The organism is Paraburkholderia sp. A1BS-2L (genome assembly GCF_051125205.1).
GTDB lineage: Bacteria > Pseudomonadota > Gammaproteobacteria > Burkholderiales > Burkholderiaceae > Paraburkholderia.
Window position 1 is genome coordinate 674,786 of the sequence record NZ_CP120430.1, and the last position, 22,144, is coordinate 696,929.

Here is a 22,144-nt window from a genome sequence, read left to right on the forward strand (position 1 = left end):
CCGGGGCAGCGCGGGTTCGGGGCTTGCGCCACTGCGTTTCGGAGGGTGCCAGCGAGGATCAGACGATGACGCGAGCAAAGGCAAGCGCCGATCACCGGGCGACGGCCCACACTGCGTCCGGCGCCATCCCCCGCGCCGTCTACTATGCGCTCGCTTCAAATGTTGTCGTGGCGCTCGGCAAGTTCGCCGCCGCGGCATGGACGAACTCCAGCGCGACGCTTGCCGAGGCAGTCCACTCCAGCGCGGATTGCATGAATCAGATCCTGCTGATCGTCGGCCGCCGCGCGGCCGTTGGCGACGCGGATGAACAGCATCCGCTCGGCTTCGGGCGTGAAACCCATTTCTACGCAATGCTCGTCGCGCTCCAGTTCTTCATCGTCGGCGGACTCGGTTCTGTGGGCATTGGCGTCTGGCGGCTATGGCGGCACGCCGGCCTTCAGCATGTGCCCGTCGCCATCGCCGTGCTCGCCGTGTCGGCCATTGTGGAGGGCAGCGCCTTGCGTGCCGCGATTCGCTCGATCGACACGAAACGGCGCGCCGGTGGGCTGTGGCGGTGGTTTCGCGAGACCGGCGAGCTCGAAGTCATGCTTTCGATTGGGGAGGATGCCGCCGCGCTCGTCAGCGTGCTCGTCTCGCTCGCCGGCACGGGGCTCGCGGCGCTCACCGGCCGCCCCGTGTTCGATGTGCTCGGCAGCATTGGCGTGGGCACCGTAATGATGGTGGTGGCCATCGTCTCCATGCGTGAGATCAAGTCGCAGATTGTCGGCGAGTCCGCTGGGCTCCGCGATCGCAAGGCCATTCGCGCATGGCTCGAAGCGCGTCCCGAGATCGAGCATATCGTGAGCCTGGTTGTACTGCGCTGGTCGGACAGCTTCGTGGTGGCCGTGCAGGCCCGGCTTGTTGCACACCATAGCGCCGATGACCTCGTGCGCACCATCGACCGGATCGAAACTGACTTGCAGGCCGCCTTTGCGCCCGCGCGCTGGATTTTCTTCGAGCCCGAACTGAGCAAGCCGGGCGAGCATCCTCTTTAAGGGCAACGAAATACAGGTGGCGCAACGCAGGCGCGCCGCAACATTCCGGAAGCGGCTTGAATGCGCGACAACTGAAGTCTGGCGCTACGTCACTTTGGATAAAGCGTGAGTCCAGCAGCGAATTCCGCCGCCCGCACGGTGCGCCTGCGCGCGATGGGACGCCAATTCAAGGACGCAATCGACTAGACTCCGCGCGACACACGTTCCCAACCGCGCCTGACGGTCATCTTGAACCGCTCCCATGCGCTCTCAGGATTGCGTGCCTCCCATTTCGCCCGCGCATCCGCTTCGACGCCCTGCCAGTCGGCCCCGCGGTACCGCTCGTCGCGTCCGAGCGTCGCCTCGTGCGGGTAGCCACGTCGATGCTCGTCGTACGACGCGCCCGTGTTCGCATAGCGTGCATCGTAGTCCCTTCTGAATTCGCTTTCGCGCCAGTCTGCGTCGTCCTGCGGGGTGCCGAGACGACCAGGCTCATCCCTGTTGCCCGTAGCCAATGAACGCCGGGCTTTTGGCGCGGGCGGGTTGCCGTCGCTTGCCTGGGCGGTGTGCGATTTGACGCCCGCATCCTGATTCGTGCGCGCGAACCCGGCACGAGACACGTCCGTTGCATACGACGGCTTCCCTATCGGCGGGGTCGGTCCGCGCCCTTCCGTGCGCGTCGATACCTGCCGCAGATTCGGATCGGTTGACGAAAATGCGGTGCCTTGCATATCGTCTATCGCCGCGGCCGGCGTGACCGTGGCAGGCGTCGTGCGTACCGCTGACGCAGCCGGCGTGTTGCCTTGCCGTCCGCGCGTTGCCTCGTTCTGTCTGGCCAGTTCGTCGGCCATCGCGCTGACCGAGGGCGCCGCATGTTCCGGACTTTGGGCATTCGAAGCGGCAGGACGCCACGCCGTGGCGCATTCCTCGATGTCAGCAGCGCCCGCTCGAAGCATCACTTCAAGCGCCTGATCGACTTGTGCTTCAGAAACATCGGCACTGACTATCGTTCCCCCGCGACGCATGAACTCCCTGTAATCCTCCGCATCCGGGGGGTACGATCCTTTCGTGAAGATGCGTGCGAACAACTGCTCAAGCCGATCGAAGACCTTTCTGTGATGGCGCGTATCGACAGCGCCCTGTACATAGACACGTGGCCCTTTTTCGCGAGGTGCATCAACTGATGTCGAATAGATGGCAATATCCGCTTGCGCCATCCCGGCCTCGAGTGCGCGCTGCGCCGAGCGCGCGTTCGCGTAGCTGTCGTACACGCCTAACACGGTTTGCCTCATGACTTTCTCCTTCCGCAATTCGCGGCGGTATCCTCACCCCTATCGACGAGCGTGCAATACGCGTACCCATGCGACGCGGCATCCAATGCCCCCATCTGTCCGTAAATTGTCACTTACGGACGTCTTCCTGTAGATACTCTTTCACTGATTCTTTGTTAAGGTCTTCTCTCGGCCTGCGTGATCGTCTGGCAGCGTGGCATACAGACCATGCAAACAATTATCAGGAATTCGAAGGAGACAGCGATGCCTAGCCCTCACGAATTCGCGGCACTCATGCTGGTCAAGGCCTCGCCTGACCAGATCGATCTGAACCGCGAAGCGCTCGATACACTGTTCGAGCAACAACTTGCTGCCCTCGAAAGCTCGCGTCCGGCGTACACCGTTCGCGCGTGACCCTTGATGGTGTATCACTGCCTCAGGCCATAACGCGCAAGGGTTGAACAACAGACGGCCGGCCGACTTGCTCGGACGAATTCCGCTCGTACTCCACTCGTTCGTGCGACGGTGTGACGGCGGAATCGCTCGCTGGCCTGAAACCTGCTTTCTCGAGGGAAGGCTCGGTGAAGGCGGCCAATGCATCCGGTCTCAACGACGGCGCGGCGGCCGTAGATCGCATGGAGATCTACGAGGCGTTCGCGGCGCAGGCCCGGGTCGTGAACAAACAGGTGGGCTAGGACACGTCGAAGATCAACGTGAACGGTGGCGCGATTGCGATTGGACACCCGATTGGTGCATCGGGCTGCCGCATTTTGGTGACGCTGCAGCACGAGATGTCGCGTCGTGATGCAAAGCGCGGTCTGGCCTCGCTGTGCATTGGCGGTGGCATGCGTGTGGCGCTTGCGGTCGAGCGGGTTTAAGCGAGAGGGACACCATTAGCCGCGCGATCTTACCCGCGTGATCTTCGCCCAGTGTCCGAAGGCGGAGGGCCTGGCCAGAAGGGGTGACCGCTGGCCAGGCACCACCTGATTTTTTTAAATCTCATTTCTCTCAGGTAGACAGGATGACTAATCGTATTGCATTGATAACGGGCGGAATGGGCGGTCTCGGAGAGGCCATCAGCGTACGACTCTACGACGCAGGCTACAAGGTCGTCGTCACCCACTCGCCGGACAACGCCGGCGCAAAGGACTGGCTGGCCAGAATGCAGAAAACGGGCCGCCAATTCCATGCGTATTCCATCGATGTCGCCGACTACGACTCATGTCAGCGTGGCGCGCAGAAGATCAAGGACGAAGTCGGCGCCGTCGACATTCTGGTCAACAATGCCGGCATCACGCGCGACATGACTTTCAAAAAAATGGACAAGGTCAATTGGGATGCAGTCTTGCGCACGAACCTGGACTCCATCTTCAACATCTCGAAGCCGCTGTGCGACGGTATGGTCGAGCACGGCTGGGGCCGCATCGTCAACATCTCGTCGGTGAACGGTTCCAAAGGCGCCGTGGGCCAGACGAACTATTCGGCGGCAAAGGCCGGGATGCACGGCTTCACAAAAGCGCTCGCGCTGGAAGTCGCCCGCAAGGGCGTGACGGTGAACACGATCTCGCCGGGCTACCTCGCGACGAAGATGGTCACCGCCATTCCGCAGGAGATTCTCGACACGAAAATCATCCCGCAGATCCCGATGGGCCGCCTCGGCAATCCGGATGAAGTCGCCGCGCTCGTGCTCTTTCTGTGCTCGGACGATGCAAGCTTCGTCACTGGCGCGAATATCCCCATTAACGGTGGTCAGCATATGCAGTGACCGTCGTGCCTGGGCGACCGGACAGAAAGATTTCGACAGCACGTTGTAATCTCCAGGCGCGCGCCGCCGGCAAAGGCGACGCGCGCACCAGAGATTCGCTCGATGTCCATTCGCTCCCGTCAGCTTGACACGCGCTTGCGGCGTTCACGTCCAATGGATGCCGAGAGCTCGGCTCCCAGCAAGAACGTCACCGCCGAAAAATACAGCCACATCATCAGGACCGCAAGCGAGCCGGCCGCTCCGAATGCGTTTGCCGTTCCGGCACGAGCGAGATATAGGCCGAAAAAATGGCGGCCGATAGAGAACAGCACGGCAGCCACAACTCCGCCCCATATTGCATGTCTGGTCGGCACCCTTGCGTCTGGCATGAATTTCATCAACGCAGCAAAGGCGGCGGCCAGAACGACTAGCGTGAGCGCCGCCTGAGCCAGCTGAGCGATGACGGCGAGGGGAGAATCGCCGAACAGATGATCCCCGATCCACTGGACCGCCGCATCAAGCACGAGGGAGACGACGAGCAGAAAACCCACTCCCATGACCATGCCCAACGACATCAGGCGGGCCCGGATGAGCATCGTGACGCTGCTGCGGTTCTTGAGCGCCAGCTCATCGAAAACGACGTCGAGCGCCGAGTTCAGCGAGGTGAACGTCGCGGACGCACCGATAGCCAGCAGCACCAGTGAAACGAGAGCTGCGAAGCCCCCCTGGCCGGAGCGGTGCGCGTGCTCGACGATTGCTTGAATGGCCGCCGCTGCGTCATTTCCCAGAATATCGTGGATCTGGTCAAAAAGCCTGCCGCGAGCTGCATCCGCGCCGAGTACCCGCCCCGCGATGGCGAGCACGATGATCAACGTTGGGGCGAGCGAGAAAGCCGAAAAGAATCCGATGCTGGCGGAGAGCATCGAACAGCGGTCACTGCCAAAGCGCTCGAGCGCGTCCAACGCAACGCACCAACAAAACCTAAGGCTCGAGTGGCTGCGGGCGGCACGATGTTCAGCCCGTCCTTTCATCGCGTGACTCCGGCCCCGAAAGAATCTCAGTGAATGCGGGAACTATCGCAATCTGTATGCCCCGCGCACGCCAGCGCGACAGCCAGCTATGTCTGGTGTGCGGACTCGCGGTATCGCGTGCACCAGCGTTAGTGCGGTTAGCCCGCCCGCGAATATTGGACATCCTGCGAAAGCGCGACAGGCAGGTGCCTGCCGTTTTGATCAGCGCGCGATGGCAGCCCGGACTTGACGCGCAATCCACGCGGTCAGCCCTGTCCTCACAACGGTCGGCAAGACGCGCCTCGGCCCGATCAGCAGTGATCCAATCATAATGGAGCCAAGCAGCGCAATATCTGGCGTCGCAATCAAGGCACGACTAAGTTGCGAAAATGTCAGCGAGTTTTCGCTCTCTCTTGCGCGCTCCCTGGAACCTAAACCCATGTTTGCAGCAAGCAATTGCGCACGTGTCAGTTCCATTCTGGCTAGCACGAGCGCTTCACGTTCGTGCAGTTTGCGCAGACCACGTTTCACTTGAGCGCCTCCCTGAGCGTTTCGATATCAGCGCGCAGTTCCCGCTCCAGAATAGAGAATGCTTGCGCCGGCTTCTGCGCGCGCACGACCATGAGCGCCACCAGTGAGGCGACCAGCCAGGCAATCGCGATGCCCCATGCCACGAAGAGGAAATAGCGCGTGTGCCAGGCGGACGCTATGGCTGCGAGACAGAAAAACGACAACGTAAAGAGGCCGCTGACGATCAGGGCGATGACGGCGAGCACTTCGCGAACAATCCGCAGGCGGGTTTCCGCCAACTCAATCACAAACAACTGCCCGTAATCCGCGGATCGGGAAACCGCGAATCGCGCCACGTTGCGCCAGCGGCGGAGCTTCGGATTCGTAGACATGATGTTCACATCTGCCGCGCCCGTGAAAAAGCCGCTTTTCGCATCCCGCGTGCCACACGGCTTCAAAACCGGCGCGTCATCAATCGCTCCCGAAGGCGATGCTGGATAGCAGTGCCAATTCAGCCTGGCGAGAATCCAGGCGCGTGTGCTGCACGACCACCGGCACATCCGACTCAAACACGCTCGCGTACTCCGTACCGGTTGGAATAGACTCTGGTTCGCGAAGATCGTTAAAACGCATATGCAGCGCTCTTCTTGCAGGCACCGTAATAAAGTATGGGCCGGCTGGTTCGCGATCCTTGAACAACACGGTCACCTCGATGTGCGCGTCTTGCTCGCCGGCATTCAAGATGCACGCCGTCTCATGGCTCCTCAATTCGGGCCGGTCACCCGTGCCATACCGCGGCAAGTAGCCTTCCGCGATTGCCCACCGGGTCTTTCCGATCGCCTGCATAAAGCCTCCTTTCTTTCCGCCGGGCACGATACCGCTCCCTGTCTCAGGAATAGTCCGCAACCTGCATGCCAGCGGTGCCGCCAGATTAGCCGGCGAACTTGTCGCGAACCAGAACCATTGATGTCGATACCGTTCGCGTGACGCCGTCGAGACACGCGCAAGCTGACTAGTGGGCGACGTCCATGGAGCGATGCAACCCGCGCGAGCCCCGCGATTTTTACAGCGCCGCCTACGTCTTCGTTACAATGCCCTTGGTATATTCCATTCGGTATCACGCCCGCCGAGCCGATGGCGTGCGGAAAGTGCAATCGCCGAAATCTACCAGGCAAGCATGGCTGTGCGGTAAAAATCGGTACGCTTGCTAACGGCATAATCGTATTGGATCATGCCCCGTGTTCACCCCGGTGTAAAACGGTTGTAGGCATCGTTCGTGTAGGTATGCGCTCCGAACACCTGAAGCCAGGCGTCAGCGCATACTTTGCATTCACCTTCATTCTTAACCGTTACGGAACGCGCATGGCCGTCCGGGCTCGTGGCGCCACAAAGATGATTGCCGCCTGCGCCCTTTTGCTGCGACTTGTAACGGTAGCGATTGCAGGCGCAGCTATAGTGCCGCGCCTGCGCGCCACCTATTCTGAAATCGCCGGGTGCAGCAGCACGTCCAGGTTCATTGACATGTGGGCCATGCTGCTCCTGCGCACCAATCAGAACGAGAATGGTTTGCGCATCCTCATCAATCGTCGGCCAGCGGCAACCGGGAGGTTTCGCTGCTCGCCAGCATGGCTACTAGCGCGACGCCAGCAGCGCCCACAAGGTACCACGCTGGCGCGAGCTTGCTGCCGGTCGTAGCGATCAGCCAGGTGGCGACCAGCGGTGCAGTACCGCCAAAGAGCGCGTTTGCGGCGTTGAAGCAGAAGGCGAAGCCGCTGTAGCGCACGCGCGTCGGGAATATCTCGGACAGAAAGCACGGCAAGGTGCCGTCATTGAGCGTGAGCAACGCGCCGAACGCAATCTGGATCAGCACAATGGTCACGAAGCTCGCGCCGGCCAGTCCCTTGAACAGCGGCACCGTGAGCAGTGCGAACAAGACCGATGCGCCAATCAGCATGGTCTTTCGGCCGACACGGTCGGACAGCGCGCCCATCAGGAAAATCAGCCCGATGTATGCCGCGAGCGAAATGGTCGCGGCCACGAACGACGCCGTTTCGCTAATACCCATTTCCGTCGACAGGTAGGTCGGCATGTAGCTCAGCACCAGATAGAACGCTACGGCGTTCAGGCAGGTCACCCCGAACGCGATGAGCATCTTGCCGCGATGGCGGGTCAGCAACTCGGTCACAGGCGCCTTGGCCAGGTCGTGCGATCCTTCGAGTGCCTTGAACTTCGGCGTGTCTTCGAGCTTCAGCCGGATGTAGCGCCCGACCAGCCCGAAAGGTGCCGCGAGCAGGAACGGCAAACGCCAGCCAAAATCATGCAGTTGCTGCGTGGTAAGCACCGCGTGCATCACGGCGACGAATACCGAGCCGAACAGCAGACCGGCAGCCGTGCTCGCCGGCACAATGCTCGTGTACACGCCGCGCTTGCCCGGGGGGGCGAATTCCGCGAGAAACGCAGACGCACCCGCATATTCGCCCGAGGCTGAAAAGCCCTGTATGACGCGCACCAGCAGCAGCAATGCGGGTGCAATCATGCCGACCTGCGCATAGGTGGGCAGGAACGCGATCAGGAAGGTCGAACACGACATGATCAGAATCGACAGCGACAGCGCGGCCCTGCGCCCATGCCTGTCCCCGAAATGCCCCCAGACCACGCCGCCCAGCGGACGCACGATGAACGAGACCGCGAATACGCCGTAGGCCGCGAGCAGTCCCGTCATCGAGTCGCTTTTCGGAAAGAACATCACCGCAATGATGGTTGCAAGATAGCCATACGAAGCGTAGTCGAACCACTCGACAAAATTGCCGATGAAGCTCGCGAGTGCCGCCCGCTTTAATAGCCCCGCATCAGCTCTATTATCACTGCGCCCTGCCACTTCGTCCGCCTTCCACTCACTGGCCGCCGCAAGGCAGCTCGGCACCGCTTTTCTGGTACTCATCCAAGTCTCCAATGGTTCTGCTGGTTCGCTCCAACGAACACGAAATTCCGCCTCGACCGTTACCGCTTCGGGCGCCGTCGAGTGCTGAGAATTCCGCGGGTTCAAGGGAATAGTAGAAGTTGCCGCCAATGGAAAATATCTTTATCGGACAAGCGGCTTTCTGCATTCGACATCGAGGGTAAACACCCCGAGAGAATTCCTCGCGGCACGCGGCGGCATCATGGCATAAAGACACACGCGGCAATGCGCTTCAAAGGCGGCATTGCCGCGCATAGGCACTTGTGGTGTGAAGGAAGTGAGTCGGGGGGCCTGCGTTCAACGCTTAAGCAAGCGGCCGAGCCCATCAGGCGTGGCGATCGAGCGGACGCTGGCAAGCTGCCAGTAGCGCGCCAACGAGTAGAACTGCTGAAGAATAGACGAGCCCGCGCGTGAGACTCGCATTATCGGAGACCCAGCCGATCGCAACCGGCCCGGCGATCTGGCCGAACGCGAACACGATCGTGAACGCGCTGATGCCGCGCGTCCATTCGTCAGACGGAAGATTGTGTCGCACGAATGCGGTCGTCGAGGCCACCGCGGAAAGGAATGTCGAGCCGAAGATCACACCCGAAATAGCCGCCGCCAGAGGGTGTGCGAACATGGCCGGCATCAGCGTCGCGAGGCCCAGTAGCGCATTGAACGTCGCCAGCGCGAGGCCGCCATGCGTGCGGTCCAGAAAGCGCGACCAGATGCGTGCCGAGGCGACCGTTGCGACTCCCAACGCGATATAGAACGCGCAGACGACGCCCTGGCTCATGCCCTCGCTGCGCAACAGCGCAACGATGAACGTCATGTAGCCGATATATCCCACGCCAAAGAGGCCGTATCCGCCCATTGCGGGACCGTAGCGCCACCACGCGGTTCGCTGCGTGGGCGTGCATCCTCGCGCACTCGCGATGGCCGCGCCCGCTGCATCGATGCGGCGGGCGGCGCCTCGTGCAAGCAGCGTGCAGGCCGCACATGCGGCAGCCAGCGCGAACCATGCGGGCTGCCAGCCGTGCAGCCCGGTACGCACCGTGGCCGGCACGAGAATGGACGACAATACGATGCCGTATCCTGTCCCGCCGTAATAGAGGCCCAGGATCAGTCCGCCACGGCGCGGCACGGCTGTCGCGAGCCGCGCCGCCAAGACACCGCCGCTGATAAAGATGAACGCGCTGCCGACGCCAGCCACGAGCCGCTGCGCGAGCAGCAGGGACGTGCCGGAAACGAGACCACACAACACCGTCAGCACGATCACCGCATATGCGCCCGCAACGAACAGCGTGCTGGACGCTCGATGGCGGGCGAGCCAGGGGAACATGACCGCGCCGATCAGATAACCCACCGCGTTGGATGTGTTCATCGCGCCGGCCTGGGCGAAACTCCATCCCAGGTCGGCCTTCATCGCCGGCAGGAGCAAAGCATAGGAAAAGCGCACGAAACCCAGGGCCATCGCGCTGCCCAGCGACAGGCGCATAGCCAGCCAGAGCGGCGCAAACGACTCGCTATCCTCGAGAGGTGCCGGCGCCGCCTCGATACGTCCGGCAGTCCGGTTGTCGGTATTCGACTGCATCCAGGTCGGGATCTCCGTATTCCAGTTGCCCCGTCACGCACGGTCCAGACCGGGCGCCCGAGCACTCGCCGGTCGCCCGCACCGCCCGGAATAGTGCCAGAAAATCCTGCGCACCGGAGCGCTAGCGCAGGACAACCGTTCTCCCTTGGTGAATAAAGATGCGCCGCTCGATAAAGCCCTGAACGGCCCGGGCGAGCGCGGCGCGCTCCATGTCGCGGCCCGCCGCGAGCAGCCGCTCCGGTGTGTAAGTATGATCCACGCGCTCCACCACCTGCTCGATGATGGGCCCTTCGTCGAGATCTCCGGTCACGAAGTGCGCAGTGGCCCCAATCAGCTTGACCCCGCGCGTATAGGCCTGATGATAGGGCCGCGCGCCTTTGAAACCCGGCAGGAACGAATGATGAATGTTGATCGTCCGGCCCGCAAGACGTGCGCATAGCGCGGCGCTCAGGACCTGCATGTAGCGGGCGAGCACCACCAGCTCGGTTCCCGTGCGCTCGATTAGTGAGACGAGCGCCTGCTCCTGTATGGATTTCGTTTCAGTGGTCACGGGAAGGTGATGAAACTCGATCCCATGAGATCGCACCATGGGCTCCAGATCGCGATGATTGGATACCACACCCACAATATCGATCGGCAATTCATTGATGCGCCAACGATGCAGCAGATCCACCAGGCAGTGATCGAGCCGCGAGACGAGCATCAGCACCTTTGGCTTCACGCGTGCGTCGAAGATGGCCCACTCGAAAGCGTGCTGGCGTGCAAGCGGCGCAAAGGCTTCTGATAGCGTCTCGAGGCCAAGGCGTCTCGGCGCAGGAACATGAAACTCGCAGCGCACGAAGAAGCGGGTGGTCTGCGGATCGTCGAAAACCGAGAATTCGTCGATATAGCAGCCAAATCCGTCGAGCAAACCGACGACAGCTGCCACCTGGCCCTGCGCGCTGGCGCAGGTCACGTTCAGGATAAAGCGGCACGTGCTATCGGTCACGTCATCAGAAGACCCGTTCATGATTTTCCCCCCCGTGATTGGCACATCGATTGAGTGCCGTGTTTTTTCCGTATCAGTCACGCTTGCATGTGCTCCACTGCAGATAATCGGCGCGCGTCCATTCGAGCGACACGCCGATGCGCTGCGTGCCGGGCCGGATCTTCGGCTTGTGCACTTCGATCGTGAGCGTATCGAGCGCGGGCCACTCGCGAAACGAGAGCGCCGCAATCTCGGCCACCAGCGTTTCGAGCAGCCGCGTATGCGGCTTCTTCGCGAGAAACTCCGCAATGCGCGCGCAATAGCGCTCGTAATCGATCCAGTCGCTCTCTTCCTTCGGCATCGAGCGATAGCCCAGTTGCGCATCGATCACGAGCGGCTGCGGCTGGCCATGCTCGTGCGCATGAATGCCGATGCGCGCGGGCACGCTCAGGCCCTCGACGAACACACTCCAGCCGCGGCCGCGCGAGGGCGGCACATCGCGCGCCGCCGGCGCATCGAACGGTGCGGGCGCCGGATCGAAGGTTCCGTCGACGATCTTCATGATGCAAGCGACGCCGTGGCGTCTACCATGATGCGGCAGAAGTAATCCGCGAAGCTGCGGCGCACGACGATCTCGAAGCGGTCGCCGCCCATCGGAACCAGCACGATCGAGGCCTTGAAGAACACGCTCTGCGCGCACTGCCCTTCCTTGAACAGCCCCGGATGCAGGTCCAGCGGGCAGCCGCGCGAGAGCAGCTCGCGCGTGCGCGCGCCGTCGATCTCCACCACCGTGTAGCCGCTGCCCACGTCCACGGCGGCCGCGTACGCCTCGCCGAATGCGGGCGCGAGCTTCGCTTCGAGCACGCCGGCCTGCACCGCCGCGTCCGAGCGCACGAGCCATTCGTCGGGGCCGAGCCACAGCACGTCGTAGCCGTTGCCGCGCGTGACCGTGTTGGGCGTCGAAGGCGGCTGGCAGCCGACCACCTGGGCAAACCCGTCCACGAACGCCGGATCGCTCAGTTCGCCGCGCACGTTCACCAGATCGCGGAACGGCAGTTCACGCAGGGTGAAGCCGTTCGGCGCGCGGCCCTCCTGGGCCTTGATGAGCCCGGCCACGCCGGCGAAAGGCGACTCGAGCCGCACCGCTGCTGCTGCGCGCTCCGCAAGGGGCGCCGTATCCATCGTTTCATTCAACATGCTGACGCACCCCTTCAGTGTCGTAAAAAATCGGGCTGGCAATCTTCGCCTTCACGCGCCGGCCATCGGCCATCGAGATCGCGACGTATTCGCCGGTTTTGTTGTGGCCGCCCTTCACGACCGCCAGTGCGATCGAGCGGTCGAGAATCGGGCTGTAGTAGCTCGACGTCACGTGGCCCAGCATCGGCGTGGTGCCGTCGGCCCTCTGCTGCGCATTCACGTCCACGATCTGGCCGCCTTCGGGCAGCACGAACTTCGCATCGTCGGTCAGGAGTCCGACGAACTGCTTGCGCCCGTCCTTCGCGGTGTCCGAGCGCTTGAGCGAGCGGCGCCCCAGGAAGTCCTTGGTCTGCGAAACCAGCCCGCCCATGCCCAGGTCGAACGGCGTGACCGAACCGTCGGTGTCCTGGCCGACGATGATGTAGCCCTTCTCCGCGCGCAGCACGTGCATCGTTTCCGTGCCGTACGGCGTGATGTTGAACTCCGCGCCCGCGGCCATCAGCGCTTCCCACACCGCGCGGCCCGCGTTCGCCGGCACGTTCACTTCATAGGCCAGCTCGCCCGAGAAGCTGATGCGCATGACGCGCGACTTCACGCCTGCCACCGTGCCGTTGCGATACGACATGAACGGGAACGCGGCGTTGTCGAAGTCGATGTCCCTGCACACCTTCTGCAGCACCTTGCGGCTCTTCGGGCCCACCACGGCGAAGGTCGCCCAGTGATCGGTCACCGAAGACAGACGCACCTTCATGTCGGGCCACTCGGTCTGCAGCCAGCGTTCGAGCCACGTGAGCACGCGCGCGGCGCCACCCGTGGTGGTCGTCATCATGTAGTGCTGCGCTCCGAGGCGCACCGTCACGCCGTCGTCGAACACCATGCCGTTCTCGTCGAGCATCAGGCCGTAGCGGCACTTGCCCACTTCGAGCTTGAGCCACGGATTCGTGTAGACCCAGTTGAGCAGCTTCGCGGCGTCCGGGCCCTGGATGTCGATCTTGCCGAGCGTCGACGCATCGAGAATGCCCACGCTGTTGCGCACCGCGAGGCACTCGCGCCTGAGCGCCGCGTGCATGTCCTCGCCCTTCTTCGGGTAGTACCAGGGGCGCTTCCAGTTGCCCACGTCCTCGAACAGCGCGCCGTTCTCTTCGTGCCACTCGTGAATGCAGGTCTTGCGGATCGGGTCGAGGAAGTCGCCCAGTTCGCGGCCCGCCACGGTGCCGAACGTCACGGGCGTGTAGTTCGGGCGGAACGTGGTCGTGCCGGTTTCCGGAATCGACTTGCCGAGCGCATCGGCGAGAATCGCCATGCCGTTGATGTTGCCGAGCTTGCCCTGGTCGGTGCCGAAGCCCATCGCCGTGTAGCGCTTCACGTGCTCGACCGACTCGAAGCCTTCGCGCGCGGCCAGCAGGATGTCCGATGCGGCCACGTCGTTCTGGAAGTCGACGAACTGCTTCGGTCCGCGCGGCGCGGCCTTGCGGCTGCCCACGAGCCACAGCGGCTGCAGCGGCGTTTCCGTGATCTCGGCGGCCTTCGGCACCTGCGGGCGCGTCACGGTGAAGCCGAGCGACTTCGTTGCATCGATGCCGGCATCGACTGCCTGGGTCAGGCCGCGTGCCAGGCTGAATTCGCCCACTGCCGCGCCCACGCTCACTTCCTGCTGCATGCGCTTGCCCGGCGTGAAGCAGGCCTTCGCATCGTTCCAGTGCGCCTTGCCGCCCGACTGCGCGAACAGGTGCAGCACCGGGCTGAAGCCGCCCGACATCGCCACCAGATCGCACGGCAGGTCAGCCAGCTTCGCGCCGGTCTGGCCGTTCTGATACGCGACCACCTCGACCGAGTTCACGCGCAGCTTGCCGTGCGCAGCCATGATGGCCGCGTTGTTCATGATCTTCACGCCCTGGCGGCGCGCGGCGTCCTGCAGGGCGCCCTTGCCCTGCGCACGCGAATCGACCACCGTGACTTCCGCGCCGCAGGCCTTCACGTCGAGCGCGCAGCGGTAGCCCGCGTCGTTGTTCGCGAACACCACGACCTTGCGGCCCGGCAGCACGCCATAGCGATGAATGTAGGTGCACACCGCCGAGGCCATCATGACGCCCGGCAGATCGTTGTTGCCGAACACGATGGGACGCTCGTGCGCGCCGGTGGCGAGAATCACGCGCTTCGCGCGGATCTTCCAGAGCAGTTCGCGCGTGCCCTTGCGCGTCGAGACCGGCAGATGCTCGGTCAGGCGCTGCGTGACGGTCACGAGGTTGTGATCCTGGTAGCCGAAGGCCGTGCTGCGCGAGAGGATCTTCACGTCCGGCATGGCCGCGAGTTCCGCCTCGATCTTTTCGACCCACTGGATGGCGGGGCGGCCGTCGATCTCGGTCTTGCACGACAGCAGGCTGCCGCCCAGTTCGCGCTGGTCGTCGACGAGAATCACGCGCGCGCCGGCACGGCCCGCCGTGTGCGCCGCCAGCAGGCCCGTGGGGCCGCCGCCGACCACCAGCACGTCGCAATGCGCGAAGCACTTGTCGTAGCGGTCGCCGTCGCGCACTTCGGGCGCCTTGCCCAGACCCGCGGCCTCGCGGATCTTCTCTTCGTACTTCGGCCAGAATTTACGCGGCCACATGAAGGTCTTGTAGTAGAAGCCCGCCGGCAGGAAGCGCGAGAACTTCTGGTTGATCGCCATGCGGTCGTGCTCGAGGTCCGGCTCCGCGTTCACGCTGGTCGCCACGAGCCCCTGATAAAGCTCGATTTCGGTCGAGCGCGCGTTCGGCACGGTGTACGCGCCGCGCTCGAGCTGCACCACGGCATTCGGCTCGGCCACATCGGCGGTCACGATGCCGCGCGGGCGGTGGTACTTGAAGCTGCGCGCGACGAAGTGCACGTCGTTGGCCAGCAGCGCCGAGGCGAGCGTGTCGCCCTGATAGCCCTGATAGGTGCGGCCGTTGAACGTGAAGCTCAGCGGAATCGCGCGGTTGATGCGCCCGCCGGCGCCGAGACGGTTCTTCTGGCTCATCGCTGCTTGCTCCCCTGCGTGCCTTGTTGTGCGCCTTGTTGTGCGCCTTGTTGTGCGCCTTGTTGCGCCCTGGCCTGGACGTTCACTGCCGAGCCGGCGTCGCCAAACGTTTCGTAACCCTGAATGTCGTAACTGACGGTGTCGCGCGTCACCTTGAACCAGCGCCGGCAGCCCTGCGTGTGCAGCCACTGCTCCTTGTGCACGCCGCGCGGGTTATCGCGCATGAACAGGTACTCGCCCCATTCGCGGTCGCTCAGCTTGTCGGTGTCCAGCGGCCGGGCGATGTCCGCCTCGCCGCCGCAGGTGAATTCGAGTTCGGCGCGCGGCCCGCACCATGGGCATTCGATCAGCAACATAATGTCTTCTCCTGTTTCCGGTGCGTAATCAGTGCGCCACGGCAGCTGCGCCGTGCTCGTCGATCAGATGGCCGTTATAGAAACGGTCCAGTGCGAACGGCGCGTTGAGCGGATGCGGTTCGTCGTTCGCGATGGTGTGCGCGAACACCCAGCCCGAGCCCGGCGTCGCCTTGAAGCCGCCGGTGCCCCAGCCGCAGTTGAAATAGAGGCCCTTCACGTCGGTCTTGCTGATGATCGGGCAGGCGTCGGGCGAAACGTCGACGATGCCGCCCCACTGGCGGTTCATGCGCACGCGCGAGAACACCGGGAACATTTCGACGATGGCCTGCAGCGTGCCTTCGATGATGTGATAGCTGCCGCGCTGGCCAAAGCCCGTGTACTGGTCGACGCCCGCGCCGATCACGAGGTCGCCCTTGTCGGACTGGCTGATGTACGCGTGCACCGCGTTCGACATGATGACCGAGTTGACCACCGGCTTGATGGGCTCGGAAACCAGCGCCTGCAGCGGATGGCTTTCGATCGGCAGGCGGATGCCGGCCATGTCGGCGAGCGTGGTGGTGTTGCCTGCGGCCACCACCGCCACCTTCTTCGCCTTGATGAAGCCCTTCACGGTATCCACGCCGGTCACGCGCCCGCCATCGCGGCGGATGCCCGTGACCTGGCAGTTCTGGATGATGTCCACGCCGTGACGGTCCGCGCCGCGCGCGAAGCCCCAGGCCACCGCATCGTGGCGCGCCACGCCGGCGCGGCGCTGAATCGACGCGCCCAGCACCGGATAGCGGCTGTTCAGGTTGATCGTGGGCTCGATCTCCTTGATCTGCTCGGGCGTGAGGAACTCGGCGTCCACGCCGTTCAGGCGGTTCGCGTTCACGCGGCGCTCGGTGTCGCGCACGTCCTGCAGGTTGTGCGCGAGATTCATCACGCCGCGCTGGCTGAACATCACGTTGTAGTTCAGGTCCTGCGAGAGCCCTTCCCAGAGCTTCATGGCCTTCTCATACAGCGCCGCCGACTCGTCCCACAGATAGTTCGAGCGCACGATGGTGGTGTTGCGCGCCGTGTTGCCGCCGCCGATCCAGCCCTTCTCCAGAATCGCGACGTTCTTCACGCCGTGCTCTTTCGCGAGGTAGTACGCGGTGGCCAGACCGTGCCCGCCGCCGCCGACGATCACGACGTCGTACTCCTTCTTCGGCTCGGGGCTCCTCCACTGCCGCTCCCAGTTCTCGTGATACGACAACCCGTTGCGGAACAGACTGAATATCGAATAGTGGCTCATCTTGCGGACCCCTTGCTCATTACCTTGATCGTTTCGATTAGCATTCGATGACGTTCACGGCCAAACCGCCGCGCGACGTCTCCTTGTATTTCGTTTTCATGTCCGCACCGGTCTCGCGCATCGTCTTGATGACCTTGTCGAGCGAAACGTAGTGCTTGCCGTTGCCCCTGAGCGCCATGCGGGCCGCGTTGACGGCCTTTACCGCGCCCATCGCATTGCGCTCGATGCACGGAATCTGCACGAGGCCACCTACGGGATCGCAGGTCATGCCGAGGTTGTGCTCCATGCCGATTTCAGCGGCGTTTTCCACCTGCTCGGGCGTGCCGCCCATCACGGCTGCAAGCGCTGCCGCTGCCATCGAACAGGCCACGCCCACCTCGCCCTGACACCCCACCTCTGCGCCGGATATCGACGCGTTCTCCTTGTAAAGCAGGCCGATCGCGGCGGCAGTCAGAAGAAACGTCACTGCGCCGTCATCGTCGGAGCCCGGAACGAACTTGGTGTAGTACTGCAGCACGGCCGGGATGATCCCCGCCGCGCCGTTGGTCGGTGCGGTGACAATTCGCCCGCCCGCCGCGTTCTCCTCGTTCACGGCCATCGCGTAGAGATTGATCCAGTCGATCATCGAAAGCGGGTCGCGCAGGCACTCTTCCGACTGCGCCTTCAACTGCTGAAAGACCGCGGAAGCGCGCCGCCGCACTTTAAGCGGACCGGGCAGCGTGCCTTCGATCGCACAGCCGCGTGCAATCGATGCCGCCATCACGTCGCGGATCGTCAGGAGGCCCGCGCGCACGGCGTCGGGCGAGCGCCACGTGCACTCATTGGCCATCATCACATCGGCGATCGACAGGCCGCTTTCGCCGCACAGCCGCAACAGATCCACGCCGGTCCGGAACGGATACGGCACGTCGTCGGTGCCCGGCAGGCCATTGAGCCGCTCCCCCGCATCGTTGACCACAAAGCCGCCGCCCACCGAGTAGTACGCCTGAGTATCGAGCACCGATCCGTTCGTATCGAGCGCCGTAAAGCGCATGCCATTGGGATGCAGCGGCAATACCTCGCGCCGCAGAAAGGCAATCTGCGTCTTTTCGTCGAAGGCGATGCGGCGCTCGCCCGCCAGGTCGAGTTCCTTCGCCGCGCGGATGGCGGCGAGGCGCTGTTCCGCATAGTCGGGATCGATCGTATCGGGCAGGTTGCCCTCGAGACCGAGTAGCACCGCCTTGTCGGTACCGTGCCCCTTGCCGGTTGCACCAAGCGATCCAAACAGCTCGATACGCATCGAGCCCAGACGAGCCAGCACGGAACGATCGCGCAAACGTCCGGCAAACTTGCACGCGGCGATCATCGGTCCCACGGTGTGCGAACTGGATGGACCGATGCCGATCTTGAACAGGTCGAAGGTGCTCACGTTCATGGCGTCCTCACAGACCCTGATAGACCGGATACCGCGCGCACAGCTTCGCCACCTCGTCACGCACACGGCCTTCCACCTGCGCGTCGCCCAGGTGATCGAGCACGTCGCAGATCAGTCGCGCCGTCATTGCGGCGTCGTCCTCGTTGAATCCGCGAGTGGTGATCGCGGGAGTACCGATACGGATTCCGCTCGTAACGAAAGGCGATTGCGGGTCGTTGGGCACGGCGTTCTTGTTGACGGTGATATGCGAGCGACCGAGCGCGGCATCCGCGTCCTTGCCGGTCACGCCCTTTGCCACGAGACTGACAAGAAAGAGGTGGTCGTCGGTGCCACCGGATACGACCTCGTAGCCGCGCGCGATGAATACTTCCACCATGGCCCGTGCATTGGCGAGCGTCTGCGCCTGGTAAGCCTTGAATTCGGCGCTTTGCGCCTCCCTGAATGCAACAGCCTTGGCGGCAATCACGTGCATCAGCGGACCGCCCTGTGTGCCCGGAAACACTGTCGCATTGAGTTTTTTCTCGATATCCGTGTTGGCGCGCCCGAGAATCAGGCCACCGCGCGGGCCGCGCAGCGTCTTGTGCGTGGTGGTGGTCACCACGTCGGCAAACGGCACCGGGTTCGGATACAGGCCCGCCGCGACGATACCGGCGACGTGCGCCATGTCCACGAAGAGGATGGCCCCCACCTTGTCGGCAATAGCGCGAAAGCGCGCGAAATCGAGGACGCGTGAGTACGCGGAGAACCCCGCCACGATCATGCGCGGACGATGCTCGAGCGCAAGCTGCTCGACCTCGTCGTAATCGATCAGGCCGGTGCTGGCGTCGACGCCATATTGGATGGCGTTGAAGATTTTTCCGGAGAACGAAACCTTGGCACCATGCGTGAGGTGTCCGCCGTGAGCGAGGCTCATGCCGAGAATCGTGTCGCCCGGCGAGAGCAAGGCAAGATACACGGCCGCGTTGGCCTGCGATCCGCTATGCGGCTGCACGTTCGCGAAATCCGCGCCGAATAGGGCCTTGGCACGCGCAATCGCCAGCTGCTCGACCACATCGACGTGCTCACAGCCGCCATAGTAGCGCTTGCCGGGATAGCCCTCCGCGTACTTGTTGGTCAGCACCGAGCCCTGTGCCTCGAGCACGCGCGGGCTCGTGTAGTTCTCCGATGCGATCAGCTCGATATGCGCTTCCTGGCGCGCGCGCTCGAGGCGCATCGCCTCCGCGAGATCCGGATCGAATCCGGCGATGGTTTGTTCCCTGGAAAACACGCTGGCGTCTCCTGTCGATTCGGAGCCGGCGCTTTGGCTGTCGACCCTGGTTCGCGCTCAAGCGCGCTCCCCGGATCCCAGCCAAAGTACTGGCTCCGGTCCAATGCAAGATGGTTGCTGTCAATAAGCGCCCGCGGGCTGCGCCACGGGCGGCGATAGCCTGATCAGGCCTTGATGATGTTGTGTTCGGGGCCGTACGGGAACGCGGTGATGTTGGTGGCGCCTTTCTCGCCAACCACGAGGATGTCGTGCTCGCGATAGCCGCCGGCACCCGGCAGCCCCACAGGGATCATGATCATCGGCTCCATCGAGACAACCATGTTCGGCTCCAGCACGGTGTCGATGTCTTCACGCAGTTCGAGCCCTGCCTCGCGGCCGTAGTAGTGGGACAGCACGCCGAACGAGTGGCCATAGCCGAATGTCCGGTTCTGCAGCAGCCCGTATTCCGCGTAGATCTTGTTGAGTTCCTGGGCGATATCGCTGCAGCGCGCGCCCGGCTTGATCAGCTTCAGGCCGGCTTCGTGTACTTCGACGTTAACTTTCCAGAGACGCAGGTGCTCGTCCGGGCAGTGGTCAAAGAACATCGTGCGCTCCAGCGCGGTGTAATAGCCAGCGATCATCGAGAAACAGTTCAGGCTGAGGATGTCGCCCTTTTGCACCTTGCGCGTGGTAACCGGATTGTGTGCGCCATCGGTATTGATCCCCGACTGAAACCACGTCCATGTGTCCATCAGTTCCGAATCGGGAAAACGACGCGCAATTTCCCGCACCATTGCCTGCGTCGAGGCGAGCGCAACCTCATGCTCGGGCACGCCTTCGTGCACGGCCGCCGCGAGCGCCGCGCCGCCGATATCGCACACGTTCGCGCCATGCTTGATGAGCGCGATCTCTTCGTCGGACTTGATCATCCGCATGCGCATCGTCTGGGCGCCGATGTCAACAAACTCGACCGACGGGAGTGCCGCCTTCAGTTTCGACAATACTTCGACGGGGACATGATCGAACTCGATGCCCACACGGCCCTTGTTGTCGATCTCGCCCTGCACGGCGCGAAAGAAGTTGTCGCGCTGCCAGTCCGTGTAGACCACGTTGTAGTCGCCGACCGTGCGTCGCCACGGTTGACCGCCGTCGATGTTGGCCGAGATCGAAACCACTTTGGACGGCGTAAGCACGAGGCCGTACTTTCTGCCAAACGAGCAGTAGAGAAAGTCCGAGTAGTAGTTGATGTTGTGATACGACGTGAAAAGCACGGCGTCGATATTCTCGCGCGCCATCAACTCGCGCAGCTTGCGTTGACGGGTTGCGTACTCCGCATCGGAAAAGGTGTGCTTCACCTTCTCGCCATTCTCGATTCGAATCAGGTTCTCCATCTTCATGTGCTCGCTCCTGGGTGAAAAAGCGTGGTGGGTGTGAGCAGATGTTAGAAGTTCGGGAATTTTGAGAATTTCCGAAATGGACAACGTCGTTCCCGAATTGGCCAAATCGGGTTAACCATGAAATCGCTCGCTGGCTTGCGGCCGGGGTATCCGGCCACGATGCCAGAATGGCTACAGCGCGTTCTGATAGCGACGCCGGTCAGCGATCGGGGAGATCTGGAATTGCGCCTTGTAGCGTGTGGCAAAGTGTGTCGTGGACGTGAAACCGGTGCGCGCGCACACTTCCTCGAGCGAGGTTGCCGTGCGGTACAGAAGTTGCCGGGCGCGCAAAAGACGAATCTCGAGGTACGCCTCGGCGGGGGACTTGCCCAGGCGCTCCTGAAACCAGCGCTGGAGCTGCCGCTGCGAGACACGCAGATGAGACGCAATCTCCGGCACGGCAAGCGGCTCTTCGACGTTGCTTTCCATGATTTGCAATGCCTCGTCGAGCTTCTCATGCTCCGCGCCGATATATTGACGTAACGAAGTCTGCTGACGATATTCGCGGCTGCGCGGTTCCGCGACCAGCAATTCGAGAACACGTGCCGCGAGTGCCTGGCTGCCCGGCGGATTCGCCAGCAGATGCACCATCAAGTCGAGCGGTGCCACGCCACCGCTGCAGGTATAGCGATCCCGGTCGATTTCGAATAGCCGTGTTGAAACCGTCAGCTTTGGAAACTGCTCCATCAATACGTCCTGGTCTTCCCAGTGAATCGTGCAACGGTATCCATTCAGCAATCCGGCACGCGCCAGAAAGTAGCTGCCGGTGTCGAGCCCGCCAAGAGCCGCCCCCTTTCCCGCCTGCCTGCGCAGCCAGTCCACCACTGCACCAATTCCCCTTTTCGGAATGGGATTCGGCCCGACAACGAACACCACGTCAAAAGGCGCGCTGTCCGCCATCGAGACGTCCGTGACCACGCGGATACCGTCACTCGACGGAACGAACTCGTCGCCTGGTCCGATCAGGCTGTAGTCGTACACACGCCGTCCTACGATCATGTTGGCAATCCGAAGTGGATCAATCGCGGAGCCAAGCGCAATCAGGGAAAAGTTCTCGAGCAACAGGAAGCCGTAACGCATGACACGTAGATCGTGCATGCCGTCACGTACCTTTGACGGTGGCGATTGCCTGGGCAGGGTCGTAGACATTGGAGGATCGGTTTGAAGCTGAAAG

At 62.9% G+C, this 22,144-nt stretch carries 20 protein-coding genes and 1 pseudogene; 4 read left to right on the top strand and 17 right to left on the bottom strand.

Annotated elements, in window-relative coordinates; genetic code table 11:
• Window positions 1-65: 65 nt before the first annotated feature.
• Complete coding sequence (locus P5W98_RS27605; RefSeq protein WP_421027897.1) at window positions 66-1,034, top strand: cation diffusion facilitator family transporter; 969 nt, start codon at window positions 66-68, stop codon at window positions 1,032-1,034.
• Window positions 1,035-1,216: 182 nt separating this feature from the next.
• On the opposite strand, the gene P5W98_RS27610 is transcribed toward P5W98_RS27605, so the two are convergent.
• The gene (locus P5W98_RS27610; RefSeq protein WP_421027898.1) at window positions 1,217-2,305 is read right to left on the bottom strand and encodes a hypothetical protein; all 1,089 of its coding nucleotides are present in this window, start codon (window positions 2,303-2,305) and stop codon (window positions 1,217-1,219) included.
• Window positions 2,306-2,548: 243 nt separating this feature from the next.
• On the opposite strand from P5W98_RS27610, the gene P5W98_RS27615 reads away from it, so the two are divergent.
• The 3 genes and pseudogenes from P5W98_RS27615 to phbB all read left to right on the top strand — a co-directional run bounded on the left by P5W98_RS27615 (window position 2,549) and on the right by phbB (window position 4,049).
• The gene (locus tag P5W98_RS27615; protein WP_421027899.1) at window positions 2,549-2,698 is read left to right on the top strand and encodes a hypothetical protein; all 150 of its coding nucleotides are present in this window, start codon (window positions 2,549-2,551) and stop codon (window positions 2,696-2,698) included.
• Between the two features lie 110 nt (window positions 2,699-2,808).
• Window positions 2,809-3,162: pseudogene (locus tag P5W98_RS27620) on the top strand (acetyl-CoA C-acetyltransferase); the annotation flags it as partial.
• Between the two features lie 143 nt (window positions 3,163-3,305).
• The gene (gene phbB / locus P5W98_RS27625) at window positions 3,306-4,049 is read left to right on the top strand and encodes an acetoacetyl-CoA reductase (protein WP_421028047.1); all 744 of its coding nucleotides are present in this window, start codon (window positions 3,306-3,308) and stop codon (window positions 4,047-4,049) included.
• 119 nt (window positions 4,050-4,168) lie between these two features.
• Here phbB and P5W98_RS27630 read toward each other — a convergent pair whose 3' ends face one another.
• The 16 genes from P5W98_RS27630 to P5W98_RS27705 form a co-directional block, all read right to left on the bottom strand.
• The gene (locus P5W98_RS27630) at window positions 4,169-5,059 is read right to left on the bottom strand and encodes a YihY/virulence factor BrkB family protein (protein WP_421027900.1); all 891 of its coding nucleotides are present in this window, start codon (window positions 5,057-5,059) and stop codon (window positions 4,169-4,171) included.
• Window positions 5,060-5,260: 201 nt separating this feature from the next.
• The gene (locus P5W98_RS27635) at window positions 5,261-5,569 is read right to left on the bottom strand and encodes a hypothetical protein (protein WP_421027901.1); all 309 of its coding nucleotides are present in this window, start codon (window positions 5,567-5,569) and stop codon (window positions 5,261-5,263) included.
• Window positions 5,566-5,940, bottom strand: a complete 375-nt coding sequence (locus tag P5W98_RS27640; protein WP_421027902.1) for a phage holin family protein — start codon at window positions 5,938-5,940, stop codon at window positions 5,566-5,568. Before P5W98_RS27640 ends, P5W98_RS27635 begins: the two co-directional genes overlap by 4 nt.
• A gap of 79 nt (window positions 5,941-6,019) precedes the next feature.
• The gene (locus tag P5W98_RS27645) at window positions 6,020-6,394 is read right to left on the bottom strand and encodes a sensory rhodopsin transducer (RefSeq protein WP_421027903.1); all 375 of its coding nucleotides are present in this window, start codon (window positions 6,392-6,394) and stop codon (window positions 6,020-6,022) included.
• A gap of 733 nt (window positions 6,395-7,127) precedes the next feature.
• Window positions 7,128-8,489 (bottom strand): MFS transporter, encoded by a 1,362-nt coding sequence (locus P5W98_RS27650; RefSeq protein ID WP_421027904.1) that lies wholly within the window; start codon window positions 8,487-8,489, stop codon window positions 7,128-7,130.
• Window positions 8,490-8,832: 343 nt separating this feature from the next.
• Window positions 8,833-10,083 carry a YbfB/YjiJ family MFS transporter gene (locus P5W98_RS27655; protein ID WP_421027905.1) on the bottom strand — a complete coding sequence of 417 codons (1,251 nt, stop codon included), beginning with the start codon at window positions 10,081-10,083 and terminating at the stop codon, window positions 8,833-8,835.
• 121 nt (window positions 10,084-10,204) lie between these two features.
• Window positions 10,205-11,092 (bottom strand): formyltetrahydrofolate deformylase, encoded by an 888-nt coding sequence (gene purU, locus P5W98_RS27660; RefSeq protein WP_421028048.1) that lies wholly within the window; start codon window positions 11,090-11,092, stop codon window positions 10,205-10,207.
• A gap of 52 nt (window positions 11,093-11,144) precedes the next feature.
• Complete coding sequence (locus P5W98_RS27665; protein WP_421027906.1) at window positions 11,145-11,612, bottom strand: dihydroneopterin aldolase; 468 nt, start codon at window positions 11,610-11,612, stop codon at window positions 11,145-11,147.
• Window positions 11,609-12,247: a sarcosine oxidase subunit gamma gene (locus tag P5W98_RS27670; protein WP_421027174.1), complete on the bottom strand. Its 639-nt coding sequence runs from the start codon at window positions 12,245-12,247 to the stop codon at window positions 11,609-11,611. Before P5W98_RS27670 ends, P5W98_RS27665 begins: the two co-directional genes overlap by 4 nt.
• Window positions 12,237-15,245: a sarcosine oxidase subunit alpha family protein gene (locus tag P5W98_RS27675; protein ID WP_421027175.1), complete on the bottom strand. Its 3,009-nt coding sequence runs from the start codon at window positions 15,243-15,245 to the stop codon at window positions 12,237-12,239. The genes P5W98_RS27670 and P5W98_RS27675 overlap by 11 nt, the downstream gene beginning before the upstream one ends.
• Window positions 15,242-15,601 (bottom strand): sarcosine oxidase subunit delta, encoded by a 360-nt coding sequence (locus P5W98_RS27680; protein WP_421027176.1) that lies wholly within the window; start codon window positions 15,599-15,601, stop codon window positions 15,242-15,244. The genes P5W98_RS27675 and P5W98_RS27680 overlap by 4 nt, the downstream gene beginning before the upstream one ends.
• A gap of 28 nt (window positions 15,602-15,629) precedes the next feature.
• Window positions 15,630-16,874, bottom strand: coding sequence for a sarcosine oxidase subunit beta family protein (locus P5W98_RS27685; protein WP_421027177.1), 1,245 nt, complete (start codon window positions 16,872-16,874; stop codon window positions 15,630-15,632).
• A 37-nt stretch (window positions 16,875-16,911) separates the two neighbouring features.
• Complete coding sequence (locus P5W98_RS27690) at window positions 16,912-18,288, bottom strand: L-serine ammonia-lyase (RefSeq protein ID WP_421027907.1); 1,377 nt, start codon at window positions 18,286-18,288, stop codon at window positions 16,912-16,914.
• 7 nt (window positions 18,289-18,295) lie between these two features.
• Window positions 18,296-19,555 (bottom strand): serine hydroxymethyltransferase, encoded by a 1,260-nt coding sequence (gene glyA, locus P5W98_RS27695; protein WP_421027908.1) that lies wholly within the window; start codon window positions 19,553-19,555, stop codon window positions 18,296-18,298.
• Between the two features lie 164 nt (window positions 19,556-19,719).
• Window positions 19,720-20,931, bottom strand: coding sequence for a M24 family metallopeptidase (locus P5W98_RS27700; protein ID WP_421027909.1), 1,212 nt, complete (start codon window positions 20,929-20,931; stop codon window positions 19,720-19,722).
• 171 nt (window positions 20,932-21,102) lie between these two features.
• A complete protein-coding gene (locus P5W98_RS27705) occupies window positions 21,103-22,119 on the bottom strand; it encodes a GlxA family transcriptional regulator (protein WP_421027910.1) in 1,017 nt (338 codons plus the stop codon).
• Window positions 22,120-22,144: the final 25 nt, after the last annotated feature.